Here is a 23,541-nt window from a genome sequence, read left to right as displayed (position 1 = left end):
CGTATCGTTACCTACGCTGGCGTAACCAACGCGAGCGAACCCACGCCGCCACTCGAGATCAGAGGTGCCCCTTGAGCCGAGCAACCGAGCAGATCCGCGCCGCGCGCGACCTCCTGCTGTCCTACCGGGGTCGTGTCGACGAGGCCCGGGAGGCCTTCACCTGGCCCGAGATCTCCGGGCCGTTCAACTGGGCCATCGACTGGGTCGACGCGATCGGCCGAGGGAACCAGAACACGGCGCTGTGGATCTGCGAGACCGACGGCAGCGAGCGGAAGTGGACCTACGACGACATGGTCCGCAGCTCCGACTCCGTCGCCGGTTGGCTGCGAGCACGCGGCGTCGGCAAGGGCGACACGGTGATGCTCATGCTCGGCAACCAGATCGAGCTCTGGGACGCCATGCTCGCCGTGATGAAGATCGGCGCCGTCATCCTGCCGACGGCCGAAGCCGTCACCAGTGAGGACCTGGCCGACCGGATCGCCCGGGCCAAGGTGCGGGCGGTCATCGCCAACGCGCCCGATACCCCGAAATTCGACTCGGTGCCCGGCGACTACCTGCGCATCACGACGTCTGCCGCCCATGACGACTGGCTCGCGTTCGCCGATGCGCACGACTATCCGTCCGAGCCACAGCCTGTGGTGACGGACGCGGACGATCCGGTGCTGCAGTACTTCACCTCGGGCACCACGAAGGAACCGAAGCTCGTCCAGCACACGCAACTCTCCTATCCGGTCGGTCACCTGTCGACGACGTACTTCATCGGAGTGCGCCCCGGTGACGTCCACCTCAACATCAGCTCCCCGGGATGGGGCAAACACGCCTGGAGCAGCTTCTTCTCCCCCTGGATCGCCGAGGCGACGATCTTCGTCTACAACTACCGCAGGTTCGATGCCCACGACCTGCTACGGCAGATGCGTCGCGTCGACGTCGCCACCTTCTGCGCTCCGCCGACGGTGTGGCGGATGATGATCCAGGCCGATCTGGGCGAGGCTCCGGCTTCGCTGCGGGAGGTCGTCGGCGCCGGGGAACCGCTCAACCCCGAGGTGATCAAGAAGGTCCAGGACCGCTGGGGCCTCACCATCCGCGACGGGTACGGACAGACCGAGACCACCGCCCAGATCGGCAACGCGCCAGGTGAGCCCGTGAAGCCGGGTTCGATGGGCAAGCCCCTGCCGGGCGTGCCGATCGAAGTCGTCGATCCGGAGACCGGGCAGCCCTCCGACATCGGCGAGATCTGCCTGCGGCTCGACCCGCGGCCGCTGAACCTGATGGACTGCTACGTGGGGATGCCCGAACTGACCCACCAGGTGGAGGCCGGTGGCTACTACCACACCGGGGACCTCGTCACGCGGGACAAGGAGGGCTACATCACCTACGTCGGTCGTACGGACGACGTGTTCAAGGCCTCCGACTACAAGGTGTCGCCCTTCGAGCTCGAGAGTGTGCTGATGGAGCACCCGGCCGTCGCCGAGGCCGCCGTGGTGCCGGCGCCCGATCCGACGCGCCTCGCCGTGCCCAAGGCCTACGTCACGCTCGCGCCGGGCTTCGAGCGCACCCGGGAGACAGCCCTGTCGATCCTCTCGTACGCCCGCGATCATCTCGCCCCGTACCTGCGGGTGCGGCGCCTGGAGTTCGACGACCTGCCGAAGACCATCTCCGGCAAGATCCGCCGGGTCGCGCTGCGTGGTCGCGAGCTCGCGGCGCATGCTGCGACCCATGGCTCCTCGGACCGCGGACCGGGCAGCCGGGCGGAGTATCGCTACGAGGACTTCCCCGAGTTGCGGTCGCGGCACTGAGCTGCGCGGGCACCCGGCTGTTCACGTCGATCGGCCGTCGCGTGCCCACCTCCGGATGACGAAGAGCGGAGGGGTGGACCCGATGGGTCCGCCCCTCCGCCTTCTTTCCCGACCGCTCCCGTGGGAGGCCGGTCCGGATGCTCAGTCCTGGTCGCGGGGCGCGAGCCTGCGGGAGGAGTGGAGCAGGGTGGCGCCCGCCGCCAGGGTTCCCAGCCCCAGGAGGCCGATGATGGCCGCCGGGCCACCCGTGCGCGGCAGTCGAGCGGTGATGGCGTTCGCTGCGCGGTCCACGAGCGGTGACCCGCCGCCGGTGGTCGCGGCGGGCGTCGTCGGCACCGCAGTGGTGGAACCCGACGGCGAGGGCGACGGGGTCGCCGAGGCGGAAGCCGAGGCGGATACCGAGCCGGAGGCCGAGGGCGTCCCGCGCCCCGCCGGCCAGATCGGTGTGGCCGAGTGGGAGGTCGGGGTGGCTGTGCTGGTCGCGTGGGACGAGGCCGAGGGGCTCGTCGTCGTCGGCAGCTGGTGGTCACGGTCCAGGCCGGTGTCCCGTGCTGAGGCGACGGTGGGATCCGCCCCGGTCAGCGCGCCGGACTGGGCTCCCGCGGTGTTGCCTGCGGGGAGTGTCGTCGAGCCCTCGGTATAGGTCGTCGTGGTCGAGCCCTGGATCCGGATGGTGACCTCGAAGTTCGGGATCTTGGCCCAGTTCGCCGGTAGCTGCAGGGAGTCGTCCAAGCGACCCTGGGCGTCGGTGGTGACCGTCCCGAGGGTGGCGCCGGTGGTGTCGACGACCTGGAAGGATGCGTTGGCCAGGAGCTTCCCGCTCCCGTCATAGACGGGTCCGCTGAAGTACACCCGGTCGGTCTGAGGATTGATGACCCAGATGACGCTATCCAGGCCGGCCTTCTTGTCCGTCGAGACGGCGGTGGCCGTCGGCGCCGTGCTCGCGGCCGCCGAGGCGGAGATGGTCGGGGCGTGGCTGGGCGCGGTGCTGGGTGCGGCGGTCGCCGTCGCGGTGGCCCGGCTCGGCGAGGAGGTCGTGGTGGCCGGCGAGGGGGTCGCCGTTGCCGGGGTACTCGCCTTGGTGGTCGCGGGGGCGGTCGAGGCGGTCACCGTGGGAGCTGTGCTCGTCACGTTCGCCACCGCCGCCGCGGTCGGCGGAGACACGGAGATCTTGTCGTATTGGTACAGGTTGTACTGCTGCATGATCCTGATCACCAGATCCGCGTATTGCGGATCGGTCGCATAGCCACCGGCGGCGATATCGCGGATGAACTGGTTCGGATCATCGGTGTGCGAGAACGCCGCACGATAACGGCTGAGGGAGCTCAGCAACAGGCCGTAGTCGGAGAAGGAATCCGCGGTGGTCGCGTACGTCCGGAATCCGTCGACGATCGTCATCGAGGTACCGCTCGACGAATACTCCTTCGTCTGCAGGGACACGCAGCCCTGCTGGAACGGGCTCTTCTGCGAGGTGCATTTGATCCCGAAGTAGTTGTGGTACGTCCGGGACAATGAGGAATCTCCCCAACCGGACTCGAGGATGGACTGGGCGAGGGCAACCGAGGCGGGAACCTTGTATTGGCGCTGGACGCCCTGCGCCGCGTCGACCGTCTGCTTGATGTAGGTGGAGGGAGCGACGGCCCTGGCGTACGGGGAGAATATCGCTCCACCGAACACGAGAAGAACCGACGCCACTGCCGTCAGGATTACTCGAAGTGTTCGTTCCACCCCATCACGATGAGAAAGTCTGCAGCTCCCTGGCAACTGTGAGTCTAAAGCTCAGGTTGAGAGCCGAATGTCTTTTCGGCGTGATTCCGAGCCAGTCGTCCGCGTCCGCGAGGACATCTCAGCCGGCCTCGAGAACAGTGACGCCGGCTGGTGTGTCAGTCCCCGGAACCCGGCGTGGTCGCGGCGATCCGGGCCTGCCACGCGGCCACGGCGCCGGTGTGACCGGCCCACACGACGGACACCAGGAGGCTCGCGGCCGCCACGATCACCACCACCACCGCAGCAACGGCGAGGAATCCCTGGGCGCGCTCCCCCGCTCGCTCCCGAAGGGCCCACAGCACCGCCACGAGTACCACCAGCATGAAGAGGATTCCGACGATTCCGGCCACGTCCCCGATCTCGGTGTGGGCGAGGATCGCCCGTACCTGCGGATCGGTGCTGCCGGAGTCGTGCCGAGGCACGAGCCTGCCCTGGAGCTTCTCCCCGCTCTCCTTCGTCACGAAAGCACTCACGCCGGTGACGACTGCGAGGACGACGACCGGCCACTTCAGTATCCTGCGCCAAGCCGGCCGGGCCGCGTAAGCGATGGCAGCGGCCGCGGCCAGGGGCCCCAGAACGACGTACGCGTGCAAGACCAGGATGTGGACGGGGAGGCCGAAGATGACGTCGAACATGGTCGCAGCCTAGGAGCTGAGGGGCCAGGAGGCCATCTCGACGTACCGCGGCCGGCCACCCTCCCCCTTGCCGAGGCGCGACTCGACGAGCACGATGCGGTCGGCCACCCAGGCCGGTCCCTCCGGTGCACCGGGCTGGGCCAGGTACTCCGTGAGGTCCCGGGCGCGGCCCGTCCGCCCGAGGGTGAGATGGGCCCGGAACGTCGTCCGATCCGGATCCGCGCGGGCCGCCATCGCGGCGTGCCGGGAGGCCTTCGCCAACTCGGCGACGCCACGGTGACCCGGGCCTGACTCCGCGATCGGATCGTCCACGACGCCGATCCAGGCCACGCGCGCAGAGGTGGCTCGGGGGAAGGCGCCGGTGCGGCCCCAGTTGAGTGGCAGCGGAGGGGTCCGTGCCGCCACCTCCGTGATGCCGCGGAGCAATCGTCCGGCGGCAGCCTCGGGGACCGCAGCCATGAAGACGAGGGTGACGTGCCAACTGTCCGGCAAGGTCGTACGCCATCCGCTCGGCAGCGCCCCGGTGCCGGGGACGGCGAGCCATCTGCTGAGCCTGGCCTTGGCCGCCGGGTCCGGCATCAGGGCGAGGAACATCCGCCGGGCGGCGGGCTCGACGGCCGCTCCACCGTCGTCGCGGACGCTGGGCGCGGCCAGGGCAGGGTCAGAGTCGGTGGGCACGGAAGGCCACCGCGCTCTGGACCCCGAGGGCGACGCCGGGCTCAGTGGTCGCCGCCCGCAGCGTGTCCTCGGGGGACGCGTGGCCGGTGACGTGGGCGAGGTAGTGGACGTGGGAGGCGAGCGAGGCGATGCCCCGCGCCAGTGGATCCCCGGTGACGTCGACGGCGTGGGTGGGGCGGCTCGCCCCACTGACCAACAGCCAGCGGGCCTGCCAGGTGTCGGGGGCGCCGACGCTGGGCGAGACCGGGAAGACCCAGGGATTCGCCGCGTCGCGGATGGCGTCGAGGGTGGCCAGCCCGGCCGCCCGATGGTCGGCCTGGTTGAGGCCCCAGGGCACTTCCTCCTCCCAGCTGCCGGTGACCACCACGTCAGGCCGGAAGCGCCGGATCTCCGCGGCGATGGCCCGGCGCAGGTCCAGGCCGTAGCTGAGGACACCGTCGGGAAAGTCGAGGATGGTGAGCGAACTGACCCCGACCGCGTCGCACGCCGCACGTTGCTCGGTGTCGCGCAAGGGTCCGATCTCCGCGGGCGGCCGATCCATGCCCGCCTCTCCATGGGTCAGCAGGAGGTAGGCCACCTCCACGCCACGCGCCACCCAGGCCGCCACGGCCGCGGACGTGCCGTACTCGAGGTCGTCGGGGTGGGCCGCCACGCACAGGATCCGTGAGAAGTCCTCATCGGGCAGTCGCTCGAGGGTGCTCATGCCCTATTCGACCACGGATCACCGGCGGGGCGACAGGACTCCGTCGCTGCGACGAAAGGCCCGTGCTAGGCCGGAAAGGCGTCGTGGAGGGCGGAGATGGCCTCGGTGACACGGTCCGCGTCCAGACCGCGGACGACGATGGTCGTGCCGGAGCGGCCTTCGAGCATGGACGGGTAGGACCCGATGGTGAGATCCCCGTACGACTCGGCAAGGGTGCGCAACTCACCGGCGATGGAGCTCTCCGGACGCTGCACGCGATAGTCACGTACGGTGAGCGGACGTCCCTGCGCCAAGCCGGGGAGGACCGCCCCCACCATGGCCCGGAAGATCACCGGGACCCCCGCCATGACGTGCACGTTCTCCACGGTGAAGCCCGGCGCGCCGGACAACTCATTGGTAATCAGCGTGGCACCGGCAGGAATGCGGGCCATCCGCTGCTCCTCCACGGTGTAGGTCATCCCCCGCTTCGCGCAATATCCGCGGATCCGCTCCTCAGCCTCGGGATCCACAACGATCGGGACGCCGAACGCCGTCGCGATGGCGTCCGCGGTGATGTCGTCATGGGTGGGACCGATACCCCCCGACGTGAACACGTGCTCGTAGGCACAGCGCAGGGCGTTGACCCCCTCGACGATCGCGGACTGGTCGTCGGGCACCACCCGGACCTCCCGCAGGTCGATCCCGTGGGCGCTGAGCACTCCGGCGAGGTAGTACATGTTCTCGTCGCGCGTACGTCCGGACAGGATCTCGTCGCCGATCACGAGGATGGCTGCGGTGGGGTTGGACACGGCCACGATCCTAGCGATCCGCCTTCGACCGGCCGCAGGGGGACGAGGCTGTGTCAGCCCGCGGCCAGCGGTGCCCGGTCATCACCGGAGGGCAGGGGCTCGCGGGGGCAACCGGCGAGCACGCGTCCCATGGCATCGCGCTCGGCCACGGTCAGCCACAGGCCATAGGTCTTCTTGACCGCGATCTGGCGAGCGACGTACGCGCACCGGCCGGCACCGTAGGGCGGCAGCCAGGTGGCGGCGTCACCGTCACCTTTCTGCTGGTTGAGCGCGGATTCTGTGGCGACCAGGTTGAGCGGGTCGTTGGCGAAGGCAGCGCGCGTCTCGGCGGTCCACGCCTGGGCCCCCTTCTGCCAGGCATCGGACAGGGCGACCACGTGGTCGATCTCCACCTGGCCGTCGCCGCGGACGAACCGGAACGCCGTGCCCGAGTAGCGGTCCTGCAGGGTGCCCGAGGCGACAACGCACCCGTTCGTCCCGGGCTTGAGCGTCACGTCCCTCGCGTCGCGGCGCAGGATGTCATTGCGGGTGTCACAGCCGTTCCGGTCGACGTCGGCCCAGGCCTGCCCGAACGCAGAACGCTGGTAGCCCGTCTTCGGCGCCCGACCCTTGACGGGCAGCGCCGCCAGGGCCGCCACGGCCGTGCCGGTGCCGCGGGAGTCGGCAGAGCTCGGGGACTGGGTGCTCGACGCATCGGTGGTGGACCCCGCGGAGACGGGCGAGGACAGGGTGGATGCTGCGGCACATCCGCTGAGGGCCGCCGTCACGACCACCATCGACAGGACGACCCCGGCCGTCACACTCCCCACCCTCGGACCACCCCGCCTCCCCTCTCGTTCCTCTGGACCCTACGCCGCACCACTGACGACGCTGTCGCTCGGATGTCGCTCCGACGAACGCCGACGAGGACGGACTTTGTTGACCCTTTGATCAATTGGCTACATTGCTACTGTGACCCCGGACAACTCCTCGAACCGTCGCGCACGCCTCGCCGCGCTGCAGGCCGCCGATGACCGCAAGAAGCGCCGACGACGCCTGATCGTCATCATCGGTGGCGTGGTCGCGGCGTTGGCTGTCGTGGCTGCCATCGCGATCCCCCTCGCGCTGCGCGCCCAGCAGCCGAAGGCGGACACGTCCCTGGACGCCGTGAAACAGTTCTCCGGCCTCAGCAACAAGCACACCACCAGTTCAGTGAGCTACCCGATGTCACCACCGGTCGGCGGCGATCACGATCCGACCCCGCAGAACTGCGGCGTCTACACCGCGCCGGTGCGCAACGAGAATGCCGTGCACTCCCTGGAGCACGGCGCGGTCTGGATCACCTACACACCGGACCTGGCGCCCGACCAGGTGTCCGTCCTGCAGGCCGATGCCAAGGGACACACCCACGTGCTCGTCAGCCCCTACCCCGGCCTCGGTTCCGCGGTGGTCCTCAACGCCTGGGGCCTGCAGCTGCCCGTCGACAGCGCCTCGGATCCCCGCGTGGCGGCGTTCATCAAGACGTACGAGCAGGGCCCCCAGACCCCCGAGCCGGGTGCCGAATGCTCCGGGGGGACCGGGACGCCGCTGTCCTGAGACCCGGGGAGCACCACGACGCCGGGACGTACGGGGCCCTCCCGTGGCGCCCGGCGTTGTCGTTGTCGCGTCAATTTCTCGTGCCCGGCCGGGCCCGTGCGGCCTAGCATGGGAGGACAGCCGGCTGGTCGCCGGAGTCCCCGAGGACGGAGTGGACATGTCCGAGCAGCGGATCGTCGTTGTCGGAGCGGGATTGGCCGGGGCACATCTGGTCCAGGGCCTACGCAGCGAGGGCTTCACGGGTCCTATCACTCTGATCGGGCAGGAGCCCGAACTCCCGTACGACCGAACGAAACTGTCCAAGGAGTACCTGCAGGGACGCATGGACCGGACGGAGATCCGGTTGCACGACGAGTCCTGGTACGCCGAACAGGATGTCCAGCTGCGACTCGGTGAGGTCGTCGCCTCCCTCGACCGCGAAGCCCACACCGTCCGGCTCGCGACGGGCGAGGAACTCCCGTACGACCGCTTGGTGCTCGCCACCGGCGCCGATTCCCGTCGTATCCCGGTGCCCGGCGCCGAACTTCCTGGAGTGATGACACTGCGCGAGCTCGACGAGTCCGACGCGCTCAAGGAGCTCTTCGCCTCCGGCGGCCACCTCGGCGTGATCGGCGCAGGGTGGATCGGTCTGGAGGTGGCCGCCTCGGCCAAGCAGGCCGGGATGGATGTCACGGTGGTGGCCCCCAATGCGCAGCCCCTGGACAACATCCTCGGCGAGCGTATCGGCGCGTACTTCGCCGACCTCCACGTCCGCAACGGCATCGACCTGAGGATGGGGGTGGCCGCCCGGGGAGTCCTCGAACGCGACGGCCGGGCAGGAGGCATCGTGACCGACGACGGCGAGATCGAGACCGATGCCGTCCTCGTCGCCGTGGGCGCCGTGCCGCGGATCGCCATCGCCGAGCAGGCGGGCCTCGAGGTCGGCAACGGTGTCGTCGTGGATGCCCGGATGGTCACCAGTGACCCCGCCATCCTCGCCATCGGCGACATCGCCAACGCCGAGAACACCCTGCTCGGTCAGCGGCTGCGCCGAGAGCACTGGGACAACGCCCTGCGGACGGGCACGCTCGGCGCGCGGACGATCCTCGGACTCGAGGGCGACTACGACTGGCAGCCCTACTTCTTCACCGACCAGTTCGACCTCGGCATGGAGTACGTCGGCAACAATCTCGCCTCGGACGAACCCGTCGTCCGCGGGTCGTTCGACTCCGGTGAGTTCATCGTGTTCTGGCTGCGTGACGGCGTCGTGACGGCGGCGATGAACGTCAACATCTGGGACGTCAACGACACTCTGCGCGGCATCATCGGCCACAGCGTGCCGGTGGAGCGGCTCACCGATCCCTCCGTGGACCTCGCCGACCTGGCCGGCTGACCCCGGGCCGGGACCTCCGCCAGCCGGAGATCGACGTGGAGCATCGTACGGGTCGCGTCGCCGCGCACGCCGCCACGGCCGGTGCCGCCGTGGCACCGAGGATCGCGGCGATCGACGTGTACCGGGGGCTGGCCGTCCTGCTGATGGCGGTCGGTAACCTCGGTCTCGGGGTCCGCTGGGTGCCCCAGGCACTCAAGCACCCGGCCGACATCGGCTTCACGCTCGCCGACGTGGTGGCGCCCATGTTCATGCTGTCCATCGCCTTGGTGGCGGGCAGCCGCGTCCGGGGCTGGCGGGCGGCCCCGGACAAGCGATCCGTCAGGATCCGCATGGCCCGACGCGGGCTGATGCTCCTCGGTCTCGGTGCGCTGATCAGCGGGGGCCAGGCTCTGACGGCCTCGCCGGGGCCGCTCGAACTCTCCTGGGGGGTGCTGCAGGCGATCGGTGCCGCCACCCTCCTCCTGCTGCCCGTGGTGATGATGCCGTGGTGGGTGCGCCTGGCCACCGGAATCGGCTGCCTGGTCCTCTACCAGACCCTGCTCGACCGGTACTTCCTCGCGGCCGTCCTGGGGATCTCCTTCGACAGCATCCTCGGGTCGATCTCCTGGGGAGGGTTCCTGATGATCGGAAGCGTCGTCGGCGAGCTGTGGCAGCGCGCGTCCGGGCCCCTCCGGCGGACCCAGGTGCTGGCCCTGGCCGGCGCCACCGCGGCCCTGTTGGCCTTCGGCCTGGCCGGCTGGGTCCCGGTGTCGAAGAACCGGGCTTCGTTGACGTACGAACTCCTTGCACTGGGGCTCTGTCTGCTGATCTTCACCCCGATCGCGGCGGCCCTCGACGACCACCCGACCCGCTGGGGCTGGCTGCAGAGCCCCGGCCGGCACCCGCTCCCGCTCTACTGCGCCCACCTGATCACGATGGCCTTTCTCACCCTGCCGGACGTCGACGGCTGGTACGCGGGCGCACCACCGTGGCTCACCCTTGTGCAGGCCTCGGTCATGGTCGCTGTCCTGCTGGGTGCCGCCGCGGTCCTGGACCACCGGGGCTGGGCCCTTCGGTTCTGAGACCGGGCCCCCGGGGGTTCCTCCGGAGGAACCCCGCATCTCCCCCGCAGCCATCACCCCACGTCCACCGTCGCGGTACCCCGGACTATTCTCGGCGCGGATCCCGATCGGCCGTACCCTCCCAGCTGATCCACAGCCACGCGCAAGACTCCGCACAAGGATGCGGGGGAGGATCCGAGCGCTCCGGAGGGACCACGACGGAAGGTCGTACGCACACATGGCTGAGATTCCTGCCGAGGGATCGGCGACGACGGCGCTCCCTCCCCGGCGACTCCGGCAGCGTCGGCGCCGCCGGACGATCGCCATCGTGGCGTCGGCCGTGCTGGTCGTTCTGGTGGTCGTGGCGGTCATCGCGCTGATGACCCGCAACCGTCAGTCAGCACCGACGCCCAGTTCGACCACCTACACCGTCCAGCGCACCTCACTGTCCCGGTCGGTGACCGCCACGGGCACCTTCCAACCGGCCCAGCAGCTGTCGGTGAACTTCCCCGCCTCGGGCACCATCACCGAGGTGAAGGTGGCCGTCGGCGACAAGGTGACGAAGGGGCAGATCCTCGCGACCGAGGATTCGGCGGCGCTGGGTGCAACACTGCAGAGCGCGCGTGCTTCGGTCAGCTCGGCGCAGGCCCAGGTCAACTCCCTCACCTCCACAGCGACGACCGCTCAGGTGACGGCCGCCCAGGCGACGCTGGCCGCGGCTCAGGCCAAGCTGACGCAGGCCCAGAGCAACTATGACGGGGCCACGCTGAGGTCTCCGATCAGCGGCATCGTCGCCAAGGTCGGCGTCAGCAAGGGCGGCGTGGCCACCGGATCCTCCGGCGGGAGCGGCGGGTCCGGCTCGGCTTCCGGCAGCCAGGGCATCTCGGCCGCCGCGGCGGCGGGCCTGTCGGGGACGAGTCAGTCCGGCACGAACGCAACCAGTGCGACCGGCGACGTCGTCGTCGTCGACACGTCGTCCTGGCAGGTCGACACATCGGTCGGCGCCGCCGATCTCCCCTCGCTCAAGGCCGGCCAGGCGGTCACCCTGACAGCACCCGACGGTCGTACGACGCTGGCCGGCTCGGTGAAGAGTGTCAGCCAGGTTGCGGACGCGGCCTCCGGCAGCAGCGGGACCTCCTCGGCCACCTTTCCGGTGGTTGTCGATGTCACCGACACCAAGGGCACCCAGCTCTACATCGGCAGCACCACCACGGCGTCGATCGTCGTCGAGAGGCTCGACAACGTGCTGGCGGTCCCCACTTCTGCCGTCAGCCAGGTGAACGGCCATCCGTCGGTCCGGGTCGACACCAACGGCACGACGACCGACACGCCGGTCTCCTTGGGCGCGGTCGTCGGTCAGGAGACCGAGATCACCGGCGGTCTCTCGGCGGGCGACCACGTTCTCGTCCCCACCACTGGTTTCGCCCGCAGCTCGGCGAACCCCTCGGCGAGCACCTCGGCCGGGGCGCAACGAGGCGGCAGCGGTGGGGGTGGCGTCGGCGGCGGCTTCTTCGGCGGTAACCGGAGCGGACGCTGATGGCACCGATCCTCTCGCTCCGCGACGTCCACAAGACCTACTCGAACGGCACGATCTCACTGGAAGCGCTCCGCGGGATCGACCTGGACATCGACGAGGGCGACTACGTCGCCATCATGGGCCCCTCAGGCAGCGGCAAGTCGACGCTCATGCACATCCTCGGCTGCCTCGACATCGCGACGTCGGGTCGCTACGAACTCGCCGGGCGTGACGTCAGCACCATGTCGGAGAAGCAGTTGGCGGAGGTGCGGAACAAGTCGATCGGCTTCGTCTTCCAGCAGTTCAACCTGCTCCCGAGCATGACGGCGCAGCAGAACGTCGAGCTGCCGCTCGCCTACGCGGGGGTCCCCGGGCCGAGCGCAGTGCCCGGGCCAGGGAGGTGCTGGCAGCGGTGGGACTTGCCGATCGCGTCGAGCACCGGCCCGGAGAACTGTCCGGCGGTCAGCAGCAGCGCGTCTCCATCGCCCGTGCCCTGGTGAACAATCCGGACATCCTGCTGGCCGACGAACCGACCGGCAACCTCGACTCGGTCTCCACCGACGACGTGCTCAACCTGCTCTCCGGGCTGCACGCCCGGGGCCGCACGATCATCCTGATCACTCACGAGCATGAGGTCGCCCTCCGCTCGGTGCACCAGTACGCCATCCGCGACGGGCTGCTCAGCGCCCTGGAGACCGGGAAGGTGGCGTGATGGACTTCCGCGAGACCCTGCGCACGGCCGTCACGGCCATCCTCGGTCGCAAGCTGCGCTCCGCCCTGACCATGCTCGGCATCCTCATCGGCATCGCCGCGGTGATGCTGACCGTCGGGCTCGGCCAGGGCGCCCAGGCCCAGATCACGGGCCGGATCAACGCCCTCGGATCCAACCTCCTGATCGTCGCGCCCGGCAGCACGACGAGTCTCACCGGCGTCCGTGGAGGGACCGGGACCGCCACGACGCTGACCCTCGACGACGCGAGCATGCTCGCGGATCGTACGGTCGCCCCGGATGTCGAAGCCGTGGCACCGGTGGTGCAGACGTCGACCTCGGTCGTCGCCGGCGACACGAACTGGACCACCCAGGTCATCGGCAGCACCACCGACTGGACCACCGTCCGGGCCAGGACGCTGACCGAGGGACGCTTCTTCACCAATGACGAGAACGCCGCCCAAGCGCCGGTGGCCGTGATCGGGACGACGACGGCGACCAACCTTTTCGGTAATCGGTCGCCCGTCGGCCGGACCATCCAGGTGAAGGGCGTCTCGCTGACCATCATCGGCGTACTCAACTCCGCCGGCAGCTCCATCACGGGTGACCAGGACGATCTTGTCGTCGTCCCGATCGCCACCCATGCCCAGCGGATCCAGGGAGGTTCCGGACTCACGGTCTCGACCATTTACCTGTCCGCCGCGGGACAGGGCGTGCTGTCAGCCGCCTATCAGGAGACCTCGGCGGCGCTGAACACCGCCCACGGGACGACGCCCGACACCCAGGACTTCTCGGTCAACTCCCAGCAGACCTTGGTCGACACCATCGCCACCACCACCCAGACCCTGACGGCGCTGCTCGGCAGTGTCGCGGCCATCTCGCTGCTGGTCGGCGGGATCGGGGTGATGAACATCATGCTGGTCTCAGTGACGGAACGTACGCGTGAGATCGGGCTGCGCAAGGCGCTCGGGGCAACACCCGCCGCCATCCTGCGCCAGTTCCTCACCGAGGCCAGCCTGCTGGGCCTGATGGGTGGCCTGGCCGGTGTCGTGCTGGGCCTGGTCGGCGCGGCGCTCCTGTCGCAGGTGGTCAAGTTCCAGGTCACTCCGACCCTGCCCGCCACACTGGTCGCCCTGGTGGTGTCCTTGCTCATCGGCGTGATCGCCGGTGTCTACCCGGCAGCACGGGCCGCGCGGCTGGCGCCGATCGATGCGTTGCGGACGGAGTGAGGGCCATGAGTAACACGTCAGTGCCGCGTGACCGGCGGGTCGAGGAGGAGACACGATGAACCGTCGTCGGATGGTGATCGCGGGCGTGGTGACGGTCGCGGTCGTGGCGACCGCCGCCACGACGTACGCCGTGAGCACGGGGACGAACGCGTCTGCGGATCACTACCGCACGACCACGCCCACACGCGGCGACCTCACCGCGACCGTCTCCCTGAGCGGAACCCTCACCCACGTGAATGAAGTCACCGCCACCTTCCCGACATCGGGGGTGGTGACGTGGGTCGCCGTGCATGCCGGCCAGAAGGTCAACGCCGGTGACGTGCTGGCCACCATGGACGGTGCGCCGCTGCAGGCGGCCCTCCTCGAGGCGAAGTCCCAGGTGGCCGCCGCCGAACTGGCCATCGAACAGGACCAGGCGGCCGCCTCCACCGCCACCCCGTCGGCGCCCGCCGCCAGCAGCTCCACGACCAGCCAGTCGACGTCGGGCGCCGCCGCCGCCGCGGGGAAGACCACGGGTGCAACCTCGGGTTCCCACAGCACCACAACCGTCGGTGGGACTGCTTCCTCGGGCGCAAAGGCGTCACAGGCCGAGATCGCGAAGGCGATGGCCGCGGTGTCGCAGGCGCAGAACGCCGTGGACGGCCAGTGCAAGGACGTCCTCGGCGGCTTGGGGTCGGGCAGGGTGACGACGAGTCCGGTCCTCGGCCCTCCCACGGCGAAGACGGTCGCCGACCACGCCGACACCGTGACCGGCCTGCCCGGTCCCGGGAGCAGCCCTCGTCCCAGCGTGACCGCCAGCCCGAGTCCCAGCGCCACCCCCAGCCCGAGTCCCACCCCGAGCGTCGGTCCGGTCAGCCCGAGTCCGAGCCCGAGCCCCGCACCCACCGCATCCGGGCAGAACCCCGACGCGGGCGCCCTCTCGCGCTGCCTCACGGCGCTGCAGGGCCTGAGCACCGCCGAGCATGAGGCCGCCACCGTGTTGTCGACCGCGGCCCAGACCGCGGCCTCGACCGCCGGCGCTGGTGCTGCCGGCGCAGGAGCAGCCGGCTCGACCGCTGGGGGCGGGCTCGCCGCTGCCGGTGCGCCGACCACCTCGTCATCCGCGGCGGCAGCAGCCGCCGCGGCCTCGGCGGCGAAGGCATCCGCCGCGGCCTCGGCGGCGAAGGCATCCGCCACCAAGAGTGGGACCGCCACCGGCGGCCAGGCCGGGGGCGGGGCGATGAGTCCCGAAGCCAAGTTGCTCGCTGATCAGGGCACGCTCGCGACGGCACAGCAGCAGCAGACCCAGGCGCAGAACAATCTGGATGCGGCGACCCTCACCGCACCGATCAGTGGGGTCGTCGGGGCCGTCGACATCAGCAGCGGCAACCGGGCCACGGCCTCTCACGGCATCGTCATCGTCGGCCCCGGCGCCGCCCAGGTGAACGCCACCGCGGCCCTGGCGGATCTGGAGCAGGTCGCGGTCGGCGACCACGTCCAGGTCCGTACGGTCGGTTCGTCCACCACCCTCGACGGCACCCTGTCCGCGGTCGGAGCCCTCCCGTCCTCAGGCTCCGGCACCGACGCGCCCAGCTACCCGGTGGTCATCACGGTCCCCACCGGCGCGGACGGCCTACCCGAAGGAGCACCGGCCACTACCTCGATCGTCACCACCTCACTCGCCGGCGCCCTGGTCATCCCCTCCTCCGCCCTCGCCACCACCTCGACGGGCGCGACTCAGGTGACAACTCTGAGTGAGGGCACGACCCGCACGGTGGACGTCTCCGTCGGAGCCCGCGGTCAGGGCCGGGTGCAGGTGCTCAGCGGCATCGGCTCGAACGACGTGGTCGTGCTCGCCGACGTCAACGCTCCTCTGCCCAGTCTGAACCTCGCCAACACCCGTCAGGCCTTCCGAGGCACCGGAGGTGGCGCGGCCGCGGGCCCCACTGGGGGCGGCGCCGCGCCCAGCCCGTCGAGCACTGCCGGCCCGCGCGGTTGAGACGCGGCAGAGCGCCACGCCGACCGCTTCGGTCGACGTGGCGCTCAGTGACCGGGAATCGCACCCGAACGATAGGTGTGGTCAGACTTTGCAGCTGATCCCCTTACGGACCTTGCTGCAGACGACGGTACGGGTGGCACTGGTCTGGTTTCCGTCGGTGAGCCGGACCGTGTAGGTGCCCGACGTGGAGTAGGACGTGGTGACCGGACTGCCCGTGGCGGTCGCGGGGCTTGCCGTGCTGCCGAAGCTCCACTGCAGCGTGCCGGCGCCCGTCCCGGCGAAGGAGCATTTTGTGGCCGTGCACGTCGCGCTGGTGATCGTGGCGACGGTCACGGACACGGGCCCGGCCACGGTGAGGGGGCCGCATCCGACGGCGTTACAGGCACGTACGGCGTAGTAGTACGTTCCGCCCGGCGGTCGGTCCGACGCAGAGGTGGCTGCCCCCGAATAGACGAGCGTGCTCGCCGCAGACACGTCGGGGCCGGCGCCGCGGAAGGCCTGGTATCCGGTGATCGGTGATCCGCCGTCAGCGGGCGGGGACCAATTGAGCGTCACCGTGGCCGCGGCGCCGATGGCGCTGAAGCCCCCGGGCGCGTCCGGCGTGGTGGCTCCGGGCGCGCCCATCCGGGCCGCCGCGGTCGAGCGGATGGTCGGCAGCTGCCCATAGAGGTTGCCGCCGGGGCAGGCGGTTGCGTCCCAGTCACGGTGGCCGGACACGGTGGCGATGTCCTTGGTCGCTGACGAGACGGGGTTCACGTAGTGCGTCGTCCCCGTGGGCGTGAGGCCGTGGCGGACCGACAGTGCGGCGATCTGGGATTCGAGGCTGTCCACCGCGGGCGCGGGAGGGTTTGTGTCACCGGAGCAGGCGCTGCTGTTCTCGAAGCAACCCATCAGAGCGATGCCGACGTTGCCGGAGTTGTAGTTGGCGACATGCGCGCCGGTGACGATCTGGTCGGTGCTGGTCTGGTGGGCGAAGTCGTGGCCGTCGCCGCCCTGGGTCAGGCAGGAGAGGCTGGTGTGCCCGGAGTTGCGCCCCTCGTACACCACGCCCTTGCCGTCGATCAGGTACTGGTAGCCGATGTCGGACCACTTGTTCGACTGCACGTGGTAGACGTAGATGGCTCGTACGGTCGCGGCGTAGTCCTGGTTCGGGTCGTTGGACCCGGCCGTGTGGTGGACGGTGAGGACCTGGGCGGGCGAGAAGGCCTGGACATCGCCATGGGACCAGCCGCTGATGCTCTCGTCGGCGCCCCAGTCGGCACGGGACCGGCAGGAGGCCGTCGAGGCCGCCGAGGCTCGCGGCAACAACCCTTCGGGCACGCCACGGGCTGTGTTGATCGCGGCAGCACGCCACCCGGTGCCCCAGGACGGAAGGTTGCGGACCTGATAGGCGTCAGCCTCGGCGACGTCGACGAGGGCTCCGGTGAAGTGACCCGCGGCCTGGGCCCCGTCCTGCTCCAGCGGTTGCCAGTCGGTCCACTTACCGCCCACCCGGAAGCGCGCCTCGCCGTAGGGGGCGGGACCGTCGTCACGCGGGACGGCGCCGGGGACCAGGTCGGCGATGACACCGAAGTACTGGATGGGGAACCCGAGCGCCACCGGGCCCTGGCCCACGGACCGGGTGTCCTGCTGGGAACGCGGGGCCGGATTTGCCCTGGCCGGCGCGACCCCCGCCGCGGCAGCAGCTACAACGGCGACGACGACGGCAGCGACGATCCGGCGTGCGGCCCTGGTGATCCGTGACATGCTGCACTCCCCCGACGATGTGACGCGACGGGGAAACGCTACGGCGCGGCAGGGCCGTACGCGAGTGATTCACCTGACACTCAGGGAATCGTGTCCAACCCCCAGATGTCTCCCGTGGAACTGTCGATCAAGGCCGCTCGGACCACCTGGACCGTCAGGGGCAACGCGTCGGACACGGCCCGGGCGACCAGCGGCAACTGGGACTCCTTCGCCCGCGTCGCCAGCGACACGTGCGGTATCCATCGACCCGGCGCGTAGTGCCGGTGCAGCTCGGCGCCGGCGGCGGACACCGACGTCGAGACCGATTCCTGCCGCAGCGCGACGGCGGCGCTCACCGAGGCGGCGAGTGCCGCCCTCCCCCGGGAGAAGGCGAGCATGCCGTGGAACTCGAGCGGGAAGGGACCGGCATCAGGCAACGGCTCGACCTGCTCGCGGATCCGGATGAGGTCCCACCGCACCGCGACCGCGTACGACAGGTGCGGACGGTGGCGCCCGTGGGTGTGGGTGAGGAGCGTGGGGATTCCCTCGTCCTCCAGCCGGGTCCAGATCTCGCGGATGGCGTGGTCACCCTCCCGGTCGAAGAGCAGGCAGACGGCGAGGGACATGGCCCTATCATCCCCCCGCACAGACGATCGCGCGGCTCAGAGGTTCGTGCCGTCTGCCGGCGCGTCGCCGTCGTAGGCCGCCTCCCCGGGCAGTTGCGGGTCGACCTCGCAGGACAGGCCCAGCGTGTACGCGGTCATCGAGAGCGACCCGTACGTGTAGCCGTCGACGAGGACCTCCGGCGACGTTCCCGCAGCTCCCGCCAGGCCCCCAGGTAGAGCAGAGGCAGGAAGTGATCGGGGGTGGGGACCGCCGCGGCGTAGTCGTGGTGATCCACCAGCCCAGCCAGCCGGGACGCGTCCGACCGGAGAAGGGCCTTCGCGTCCTCGTTGAAACGACGTGCCCAGTCGAAACCGAGATCGGGCTGCTTCCAGTCCACCGCACGCAGATTGTGGACGACGTTCCCACTGGCCAGTACGAGGACGCCGCGCTCACGTAGCGATGCCAACCTGGCGCCCAGTTCGACGTGGTAGTCCAGTGGCTTCCCCGCGTTCACACTGAGCTGGACGACGGGGATGTCGGCGTCGGGGAAGGCATGCACGAGCACCGACCAGGCGCCGTGGTCGATCCCCCAGGAGTCCCGATCAGCGCCCACCCACATCGGATGCACCGCATCGGCGACTTCCGTGGCCAGTTCCGGCATGCCGGGGGCGGGGTACTCCACGTCGAACAGTCGTTGCGGAAAGCCGAAGAAGTCGTGGATCGTCCGGGGCTTGCGCATCGCCGTCACCGCCGTGGCCTGGATGTACCAATGCGCCGAGATCACCAGGATCGCGCGGGGACGGGGCACCGACCGACCGAATTCTCGCCACGCTCCGCTGTAGCGGTTGACCTCGAGTGCGTTCATCGGGGTGCCATGACCGACGAAAGCCGCGGGCATGGTCTGCGGTGACGTCCCTGTGGTCATCTGGGTGCTCCATCCTGGTGAGCTTGTGGGCCGCGCCCAACGTTAGACCTGACCACCGACCTCGGTGGTCGTCACACCTGCGTGGTGCCAGGAAGCTCCGCAGCGCCGGGGGAAGAACAGCGGCCGCCCTTCAGCAAGGGCGACCGCTGCGTCGGACTCGCCGACTACTGTCAGGCGACCCGCAGTTCCTTGGGAACCGCCCTCAGGGCCTGGGAGACCGGGCAGTTGTCCTTCGCCCATTCGGCCTTGGCGCGGAAGTCCTCGGCGCTGAGGCCGGGTACGTCTCCCCGGACGGTGATGGTGGCGCCGGTGACACCCTCGCCGGGGACGAAGGTCACCGCTGCCTCCGTGTCCAGAGTGGACGGGTCATGGCCCTCCTGGGCCAGTGCGTTGCTGAGCGCCATGCTGTAGCAGGTGGCCAGTGCGGCGGCCAGGAGTTCTTCGGGGTTGGTGGTGCCCTGACCGGCTTCGGCGCGCTTGGCCCAGTTCACGTCGAAGGTGGCCACACCCGAGGTGGCCAGGGTCGTCTGTCCCTTGCCGTCGAAAAGATTGCCTTCCCAATGCGTGGTGGCCGTGCTGACCGTGGACTTCGCCATTGGAATGCTCCTCATGCTGGGGGATGTCGTTGCCCTCGTCACAATAACGCGAAGGATCGGCTCGGGGCAGACTCCCGCGGCCATTTCTCGTTCCCTCCACTCGGTGGGAGGTCGGGTGTTTCTCCGCGACGAGGCTGGGTAATTCGATCACGGCGAGTCCGTCTCTGATCGAGACCCCCGCCTGATCGGCAGCATCGACCGAGACAAATCAGCGCCCGGTAGTACGGGCGCCGTAGAGGAGACAGTGATGACCATCGGAACCGGGATCGGCCTGCTCGTGATCGGCGCGATCCTCTCTTTCGCCGTCAAGAACGCCGTGCCGGGAGTCAACCTCACCGTGATCGGCTATATCTGCATGGGCGCAGGAGTCCTGGCCGTGATCCTCGGCCTCATCTCCAACGCCCAGGCCACCCACACCAGCCATCGGGTCGTGCGCGACGACCGTAACGACACCCTCTGAACCACCCCGTTCGGCACAGCACGCAGCCGGGGTCCCGAGCAGCTCCACCTGCCCGGGACCCCGGCTCCGTGCTGTCCTGTCGCGAAGTCGTGCCGGAGTCGTCCTCCTCACATGGTCGGCTTGCCGCCGGTGACGCCGAGGACGGTGCCGGAGACGAAGCTCGCGTCGCGTGGTGAGGCGAGGAAGACGAACGCCGGTGCCACCTCAGCCGGTTGCCCGACCCGGCCCAAAGGCGTGTTCTCACCGAACGTTTCCATCTCTTCCGCGTTACGAGTCGCCGGGTTCAGTGGGGTCCAGATCGGGCCGGGGGCCACCGCGTTCACCCTGATCCCGCGGGGTCCCAGCTGTTGGGCAAGGTTCGCGGTCAGGTTGTTGATGGCGGCCTTGGTGGCGGCGTAGGCGAGCAGGGAAGGTGAGGGCTTGTATGCCTGGATTGAGCTGGTGTTGATCACGCTGGAGCCCTCGCCCAGATGGGGCAGGGCCGCCTGGGTCAACCAGAGGAGGGCATCCAGGTTCGTCCGGAAGATGCGTTCCACCGTCTCCGGGTCGATGCCCTCGAGCTCACCTTCGCCCCCGCGGGCGTACTGGAATGCTGCGTTGTTCACCAGGATGTCCAGGCCGCCGAGCTCCTGGACGGTCCGCTCCACGGTCTGCGCGCACGCCTCGGCACCGCGCAGGTCCGCGGGGATCGAGACACCTCGCCGGCCGGCCTGGTCGATCCAGCGCAGCGTCTCGTCGGCGTCGGACTGTTCGGAGTCGAGATGGCTGATGGCCACATCGGCCCCCTCCCGCGCGTACGCTATGGCCACCGCTCGTCCGATGCCCGAGTCACCGCCGGTCACGAGGGCCCGCAGCCCGGTCAGCTTCCCCGAGCCGACGTACGTCTCCTCCCCGTGGTCAGGGCGAGGATTCAGTTCGTCGGTCTGTCCCGGTGGATTCTGCTCCTGCGGCGGAATGGTGGGTTGTCGGTCGGTGCCGGCCTTGGGGGGTTGCATAGGGGTGTCCATGTCGGTGACTTACCCAGCGCCTGGGACAAACCACCCCGAGGTCCGTACGGGGCCGGCTCAGGCCACCTCGGGATCCAGCCCGGTCTCCAGCACCCGGGCCGCGATGTCGCGAAGTTTGAGGTTGCGTGCCTGTGAGGCGGTGCGGAGCCGCTCGAATCCTTCGTTCGGCAGGATGCGGTGCCGTTCGACCAGCACACCGATCGCCTGGCCGATGAGACGGTGGCTCTCGATCGCGCGTTGCAGGTGGGCCTGCCGGTCGGCGTACGACTGCGCGGCTACGATCCGGTCGACGGCCAGGTCGAGTGCCTGGGCGAGGAGGTCACCGACGATCAGTTCGTCACCGGGGACCGGGCGCGGTGACCGGAACTGGATCCAGGTGCGGCAGGCGACGTCCGGCGTGCTGGCGGCGGCCAGCAGGATGCCGGGCACGGGCTCGCCGGGGCGGCTGTCCCCGTCGTCATCCTCCTGGGTGAGGGCGTGCAGGACGTGGGCCGGCAGCTCTTCGGGTGGGACGGGCCCGTCGGCGCGGACGATGGTGTCTAACGTCGCGGCGACGACCCGCAAGGTCGGTTCGCCGTTGAAGAGGACCGCGAAGCCCGTCACCGCGGTGGTCAGGACCTGCTCCAGCTCCGTCGCGCTTCCCATCTCGGCGACGATCGACACCGCCGCGGCGCGGCGTCGTCGCGCGACCCGTTCGCGGGTGATGTCGCGCAGCGTCGCGATGATGGCGCTGCCACTGTCCGGCCTACTCACCATGGCGGCCCAGCAGGAGACCCAGACAGGGGCGCCATCGCGGCGGCGCAGCAGGAACTCCCCGTTCACGGGCCGATCGTCGAGCAGGTCGTCGAACGCCCGGATGACGCGGTCGTACTCCTGGGGGTCCGTCTCGGGATCGGGCCACCACGGGTACGGCGGGCGGAACGGGCCCTCCGAGGCTTCCCACCCGAGCAGACGGACGAAGCGCTCGTTGAGCTCCAGCACGACCCCACTGGGGTCGATGATCATCAGTGCCTCCTGCAAGGACGCGACGATGGCCCGGCGCCAAGCGGCGTCCGCGGAGCGCGCTTGCGCCCGCTCGATGTTGGCGGCCAACCGCGAGCGCAGCTCGGAGACGGAGAACGGCTTGGCGAGGTAGTCGTCGGCACCCTGGTCGAGCCCTTCGGCCGTGTCCTCGACCGCCGCGTGGGCGGACAGGAGGATGACCGGGATGTTCGCCCACTCGGGATCGGCGCGGAGGGCCGCCACCAGGCCGAGTCCGTCCATGGTCGGCATCATCACGTCGCTCAGCACCGCCTGGGGGCGGTTGATGGTCACCCGTTCCAGTGCCTCCTGGCCATTGGAGGCGACGTCGACCTGATAGGTGTCGGACAGGGTGGACGCCAGGAACCTGGCCATGTCGGGGCTGTCCTCGACGATCAGCAGTCGTGGCCGGCGCAGGGAAACCTCGTCGTGCGGCTCCGCGGAGAAGCTCCCCATCCCAGGCCATGACTCGATCTCAGTGAGGAACGAGGTCCGGTCCCGTCGGCTGACGGCCAGTCCGCTGCCGTTCACCTCGACGGTCGCCTGGTACGGCAGGTCCAGCACAAAACTGCTGCCGGTGCCGGGGATCGAGTGCAACGTGACGGTGCCGCCCAACAGGAGGGCCAGCTGACGCACCATCGGCAGGCCGATGCCGACGCCCTCCTGGCTGCGGGCACCTTCCGGAGCCGCTACCCGTTCGAAGCGTCGGAACACCCGTTCCTGGTCCTCGGGACGGATGCCTGGTCCGGTGTCCGAGACAGTGATGGTGAAGCGCTGGTCATGGTCGGCGAGTTCCACGGTGATCGTGCCCTCCGCCGTGTACTTCACGGCGTTGGCGAGCAGGTTGAGCACCATGCGTTCGACCACGTCATGGTCCAGCAGGGCGGGACGTGGCAGGTCGGGCAGCCTGGTGACCAAGGTGAGTCCTGCTTGCCGGACGACCGGCTGGAAGCTCTCCGCCAGGGACCGCACGAGCGCGGCGACGTCGAGTTCGGCGAGGACGGGACTGATCCGTCCGGACTCCATCCTGCTGAAGTCGAGCATGGCGTCCACGATGCGGGTCATCCGGCGGGCATTGCGGAGGACCAGGGTTAGGGTCCGGCGCGCCCCGTTCGGAAGCTCCGCGTCGCCGAGCAACTCCTCCAGCGGTGCGATGACCAGGGTCAGTGGCGTCCGCAGCTCATGGCTGATGTCTGCCAGGAAGGCCGAGCGTGTCGAGTCCACGTCCCCCTCGACCTCAGGTGTCCCGGACGGAGCCGGCACGGGCCGGCGACGTCGGGCATCCTCTCGGCTCTCCACCATGGCGGCTCCCTGTTCGCTGAGCGAGTTCGCCATAAGTTCAGCACAGTCCGGTTCGACTGCGCAGGATGGCGCCCAAATCATACCCGGCTCCTGCCTCCGACCGCCCGCTGAGCG

Annotated in this window: 21 protein-coding genes and 1 pseudogene; 10 read left to right on the top strand and 12 right to left on the bottom strand. The window is 69.7% G+C overall.

All coding sequences use genetic code 11. The annotated features are described in order from the left end of the window. Positions 1-71 precede the first annotated feature (71 nt). Complete coding sequence (locus tag Rai3103_RS14345; protein ID WP_153573144.1) at positions 72-1,796, top strand: AMP-binding protein; 1,725 nt, start codon at positions 72-74, stop codon at positions 1,794-1,796. Positions 1,797-1,937: 141 nt separating this feature from the next. Here Rai3103_RS14345 and Rai3103_RS14340 read toward each other — a convergent pair whose 3' ends face one another. The 6 genes from Rai3103_RS14340 to Rai3103_RS14315 all read right to left on the bottom strand — a co-directional run bounded on the left by Rai3103_RS14340 (position 1,938) and on the right by Rai3103_RS14315 (position 7,167). After that, positions 1,938-3,491 carry a glucosaminidase domain-containing protein gene (locus tag Rai3103_RS14340; RefSeq protein WP_194793156.1) on the bottom strand — a complete coding sequence of 518 codons (1,554 nt, stop codon included), beginning with the start codon at positions 3,489-3,491 and terminating at the stop codon, positions 1,938-1,940. 188 nt (positions 3,492-3,679) lie between these two features. Next, on the bottom strand, positions 3,680-4,198 hold the full coding sequence (locus tag Rai3103_RS14335) for a DUF2231 domain-containing protein (protein ID WP_153573142.1): 519 nt from the start codon (positions 4,196-4,198) through the stop codon (positions 3,680-3,682). 9 nt (positions 4,199-4,207) lie between these two features. Further along, on the bottom strand, positions 4,208-4,876 hold the full coding sequence (gene thpR / locus Rai3103_RS14330) for an RNA 2',3'-cyclic phosphodiesterase (RefSeq protein WP_153573141.1): 669 nt from the start codon (positions 4,874-4,876) through the stop codon (positions 4,208-4,210). Further along, positions 4,860-5,579, bottom strand: a complete 720-nt coding sequence (locus tag Rai3103_RS14325; RefSeq protein WP_153573140.1) for a PIG-L deacetylase family protein — start codon at positions 5,577-5,579, stop codon at positions 4,860-4,862. Before Rai3103_RS14325 ends, thpR begins: the two co-directional genes overlap by 17 nt. A 65-nt stretch (positions 5,580-5,644) precedes the next feature. Then, positions 5,645-6,367: a competence/damage-inducible protein A gene (locus tag Rai3103_RS14320; RefSeq protein WP_153573139.1), complete on the bottom strand. Its 723-nt coding sequence runs from the start codon at positions 6,365-6,367 to the stop codon at positions 5,645-5,647. A gap of 53 nt (positions 6,368-6,420) precedes the next feature. Beyond that, positions 6,421-7,167, bottom strand: a complete 747-nt coding sequence (locus tag Rai3103_RS14315; protein WP_228488948.1) for an HNH endonuclease family protein — start codon at positions 7,165-7,167, stop codon at positions 6,421-6,423. A 151-nt stretch (positions 7,168-7,318) separates the two neighbouring features. Between Rai3103_RS14315 and Rai3103_RS14310 the strand changes: the two genes are divergently transcribed. The 8 genes and pseudogenes from Rai3103_RS14310 (at position 7,319) to Rai3103_RS14280 (ending at position 15,786) form a co-directional block, all read left to right on the top strand. Next, complete coding sequence (locus Rai3103_RS14310; RefSeq protein ID WP_228488947.1) at positions 7,319-7,942, top strand: DUF3105 domain-containing protein; 624 nt, start codon at positions 7,319-7,321, stop codon at positions 7,940-7,942. A gap of 157 nt (positions 7,943-8,099) precedes the next feature. Further along, the gene (locus tag Rai3103_RS14305) at positions 8,100-9,314 is read left to right on the top strand and encodes an NAD(P)/FAD-dependent oxidoreductase (RefSeq protein WP_153573137.1); all 1,215 of its coding nucleotides are present in this window, start codon (positions 8,100-8,102) and stop codon (positions 9,312-9,314) included. A gap of 35 nt (positions 9,315-9,349) precedes the next feature. Further along, positions 9,350-10,375, top strand: coding sequence for a heparan-alpha-glucosaminide N-acetyltransferase domain-containing protein (locus tag Rai3103_RS14300; protein ID WP_153573136.1), 1,026 nt, complete (start codon positions 9,350-9,352; stop codon positions 10,373-10,375). 217 nt (positions 10,376-10,592) lie between these two features. Further along, the gene (locus Rai3103_RS14295; RefSeq protein ID WP_194793155.1) at positions 10,593-11,891 is read left to right on the top strand and encodes an efflux RND transporter periplasmic adaptor subunit; all 1,299 of its coding nucleotides are present in this window, start codon (positions 10,593-10,595) and stop codon (positions 11,889-11,891) included. After that, positions 11,891-12,345, top strand: a pseudogene (locus Rai3103_RS19135) (ABC transporter ATP-binding protein); the annotation flags it as partial. The gene Rai3103_RS14295 and the pseudogene Rai3103_RS19135, both read left to right, overlap by 1 nt. Positions 12,346-12,366: 21 nt before the next feature. Further along, a complete protein-coding gene (locus Rai3103_RS18800; RefSeq protein WP_338420029.1) occupies positions 12,367-12,582 on the top strand; it encodes a hypothetical protein in 216 nt (71 codons plus the stop codon). Beyond that, positions 12,582-13,808, top strand: a complete 1,227-nt coding sequence (locus tag Rai3103_RS14285; RefSeq protein ID WP_153573134.1) for an ABC transporter permease — start codon at positions 12,582-12,584, stop codon at positions 13,806-13,808. Before Rai3103_RS18800 ends, Rai3103_RS14285 begins: the two co-directional genes overlap by 1 nt. 55 nt (positions 13,809-13,863) lie before the next feature. After that, the gene (locus Rai3103_RS14280) at positions 13,864-15,786 is read left to right on the top strand and encodes a permuted SH3 domain-containing protein (RefSeq protein WP_153573133.1); all 1,923 of its coding nucleotides are present in this window, start codon (positions 13,864-13,866) and stop codon (positions 15,784-15,786) included. 81 nt (positions 15,787-15,867) lie between these two features. Here the strand turns inward: Rai3103_RS14280 and Rai3103_RS14275 are convergent, their stop codons facing one another. From Rai3103_RS14275 to Rai3103_RS14260, 4 genes are all read right to left on the bottom strand, one after another. Continuing rightward, positions 15,868-17,532, bottom strand: coding sequence for an N-acetylmuramoyl-L-alanine amidase (locus tag Rai3103_RS14275; RefSeq protein WP_153573132.1), 1,665 nt, complete (start codon positions 17,530-17,532; stop codon positions 15,868-15,870). Positions 17,533-17,612: 80 nt separating this feature from the next. Next, on the bottom strand, positions 17,613-18,137 hold the full coding sequence (locus Rai3103_RS14270; RefSeq protein WP_153573131.1) for a 2'-5' RNA ligase family protein: 525 nt from the start codon (positions 18,135-18,137) through the stop codon (positions 17,613-17,615). Between the two features lie 134 nt (positions 18,138-18,271). Next, the gene (gene ygiD / locus Rai3103_RS14265) at positions 18,272-19,042 is read right to left on the bottom strand and encodes a 4,5-DOPA-extradiol-dioxygenase (protein ID WP_228488946.1); all 771 of its coding nucleotides are present in this window, start codon (positions 19,040-19,042) and stop codon (positions 18,272-18,274) included. Positions 19,043-19,212: 170 nt separating this feature from the next. Next, positions 19,213-19,638, bottom strand: coding sequence for an OsmC family peroxiredoxin (locus tag Rai3103_RS14260; protein WP_153573130.1), 426 nt, complete (start codon positions 19,636-19,638; stop codon positions 19,213-19,215). 247 nt (positions 19,639-19,885) lie between these two features. Here Rai3103_RS14260 and Rai3103_RS14255 point away from each other — a divergent pair, with 247 nt between their 5' ends. Further along, positions 19,886-20,098, top strand: coding sequence for a DUF6458 family protein (locus tag Rai3103_RS14255; RefSeq protein WP_153573129.1), 213 nt, complete (start codon positions 19,886-19,888; stop codon positions 20,096-20,098). Positions 20,099-20,205: 107 nt separating this feature from the next. Here Rai3103_RS14255 and Rai3103_RS14250 read toward each other — a convergent pair whose 3' ends face one another. Both Rai3103_RS14250 and Rai3103_RS14245 read right to left on the bottom strand, forming a co-directional pair. After that, positions 20,206-21,093 (bottom strand): SDR family oxidoreductase, encoded by an 888-nt coding sequence (locus Rai3103_RS14250; RefSeq protein WP_153573128.1) that lies wholly within the window; start codon positions 21,091-21,093, stop codon positions 20,206-20,208. Positions 21,094-21,162: 69 nt separating this feature from the next. Continuing rightward, positions 21,163-23,427, bottom strand: coding sequence for an ATP-binding protein (locus tag Rai3103_RS14245; RefSeq protein WP_194793154.1), 2,265 nt, complete (start codon positions 23,425-23,427; stop codon positions 21,163-21,165). Between the last annotated feature and the right edge of the window lie 114 nt (positions 23,428-23,541).

This window comes from Raineyella fluvialis, from assembly GCF_009646095.1.
GTDB lineage: Bacteria > Actinomycetota > Actinomycetes > Propionibacteriales > Propionibacteriaceae > Raineyella > Raineyella fluvialis.
Note: the sequence above shows the minus strand (reverse complement) of the source record. Positions and strands in the feature narration are given on the sequence as shown.

Bases quoted from the DNA above. Each gene is read 5' to 3' on its own strand.
- Rai3103_RS14270 (WP_153573131.1), bottom strand. From the start codon at position 18,137: ATGTCCCTCGCCGTCTGCCTGCTCTTCGACCGGGAGGGTGACCACGCC.
- Rai3103_RS14325 (WP_153573140.1), bottom strand. From the start codon at position 5,579: ATGAGCACCCTCGAGCGACTGCCCGATGAGGACTTCTCACGGATCCTG.
- Rai3103_RS14255 (WP_153573129.1), top strand. From the start codon at position 19,886: ATGACCATCGGAACCGGGATCGGCCTGCTCGTGATCGGCGCGATCCTC.
- Rai3103_RS14305 (WP_153573137.1), top strand. From the start codon at position 8,100: ATGTCCGAGCAGCGGATCGTCGTTGTCGGAGCGGGATTGGCCGGGGCA.
- Rai3103_RS14280 (WP_153573133.1), top strand. From the start codon at position 13,864: ATGAACCGTCGTCGGATGGTGATCGCGGGCGTGGTGACGGTCGCGGTC.
- Rai3103_RS14285 (WP_153573134.1), top strand. From the start codon at position 12,582: ATGGACTTCCGCGAGACCCTGCGCACGGCCGTCACGGCCATCCTCGGT.
- Rai3103_RS14245 (WP_194793154.1), bottom strand. From the start codon at position 23,427: ATGGTGGAGAGCCGAGAGGATGCCCGACGTCGCCGGCCCGTGCCGGCT.
- Rai3103_RS14295 (WP_194793155.1), top strand. From the start codon at position 10,593: ATGGCTGAGATTCCTGCCGAGGGATCGGCGACGACGGCGCTCCCTCCC.
- ygiD (WP_228488946.1), bottom strand. From the start codon at position 19,042: ATGACCACAGGGACGTCACCGCAGACCATGCCCGCGGCTTTCGTCGGT.
- Rai3103_RS14335 (WP_153573142.1), bottom strand. From the start codon at position 4,198: ATGTTCGACGTCATCTTCGGCCTCCCCGTCCACATCCTGGTCTTGCAC.
- Rai3103_RS14250 (WP_153573128.1), bottom strand. From the start codon at position 21,093: ATGCAACCCCCCAAGGCCGGCACCGACCGACAACCCACCATTCCGCCG.
- Rai3103_RS14275 (WP_153573132.1), bottom strand. From the start codon at position 17,532: ATGTCACGGATCACCAGGGCCGCACGCCGGATCGTCGCTGCCGTCGTC.
- Rai3103_RS14260 (WP_153573130.1), bottom strand. From the start codon at position 19,638: ATGGCGAAGTCCACGGTCAGCACGGCCACCACGCATTGGGAAGGCAAT.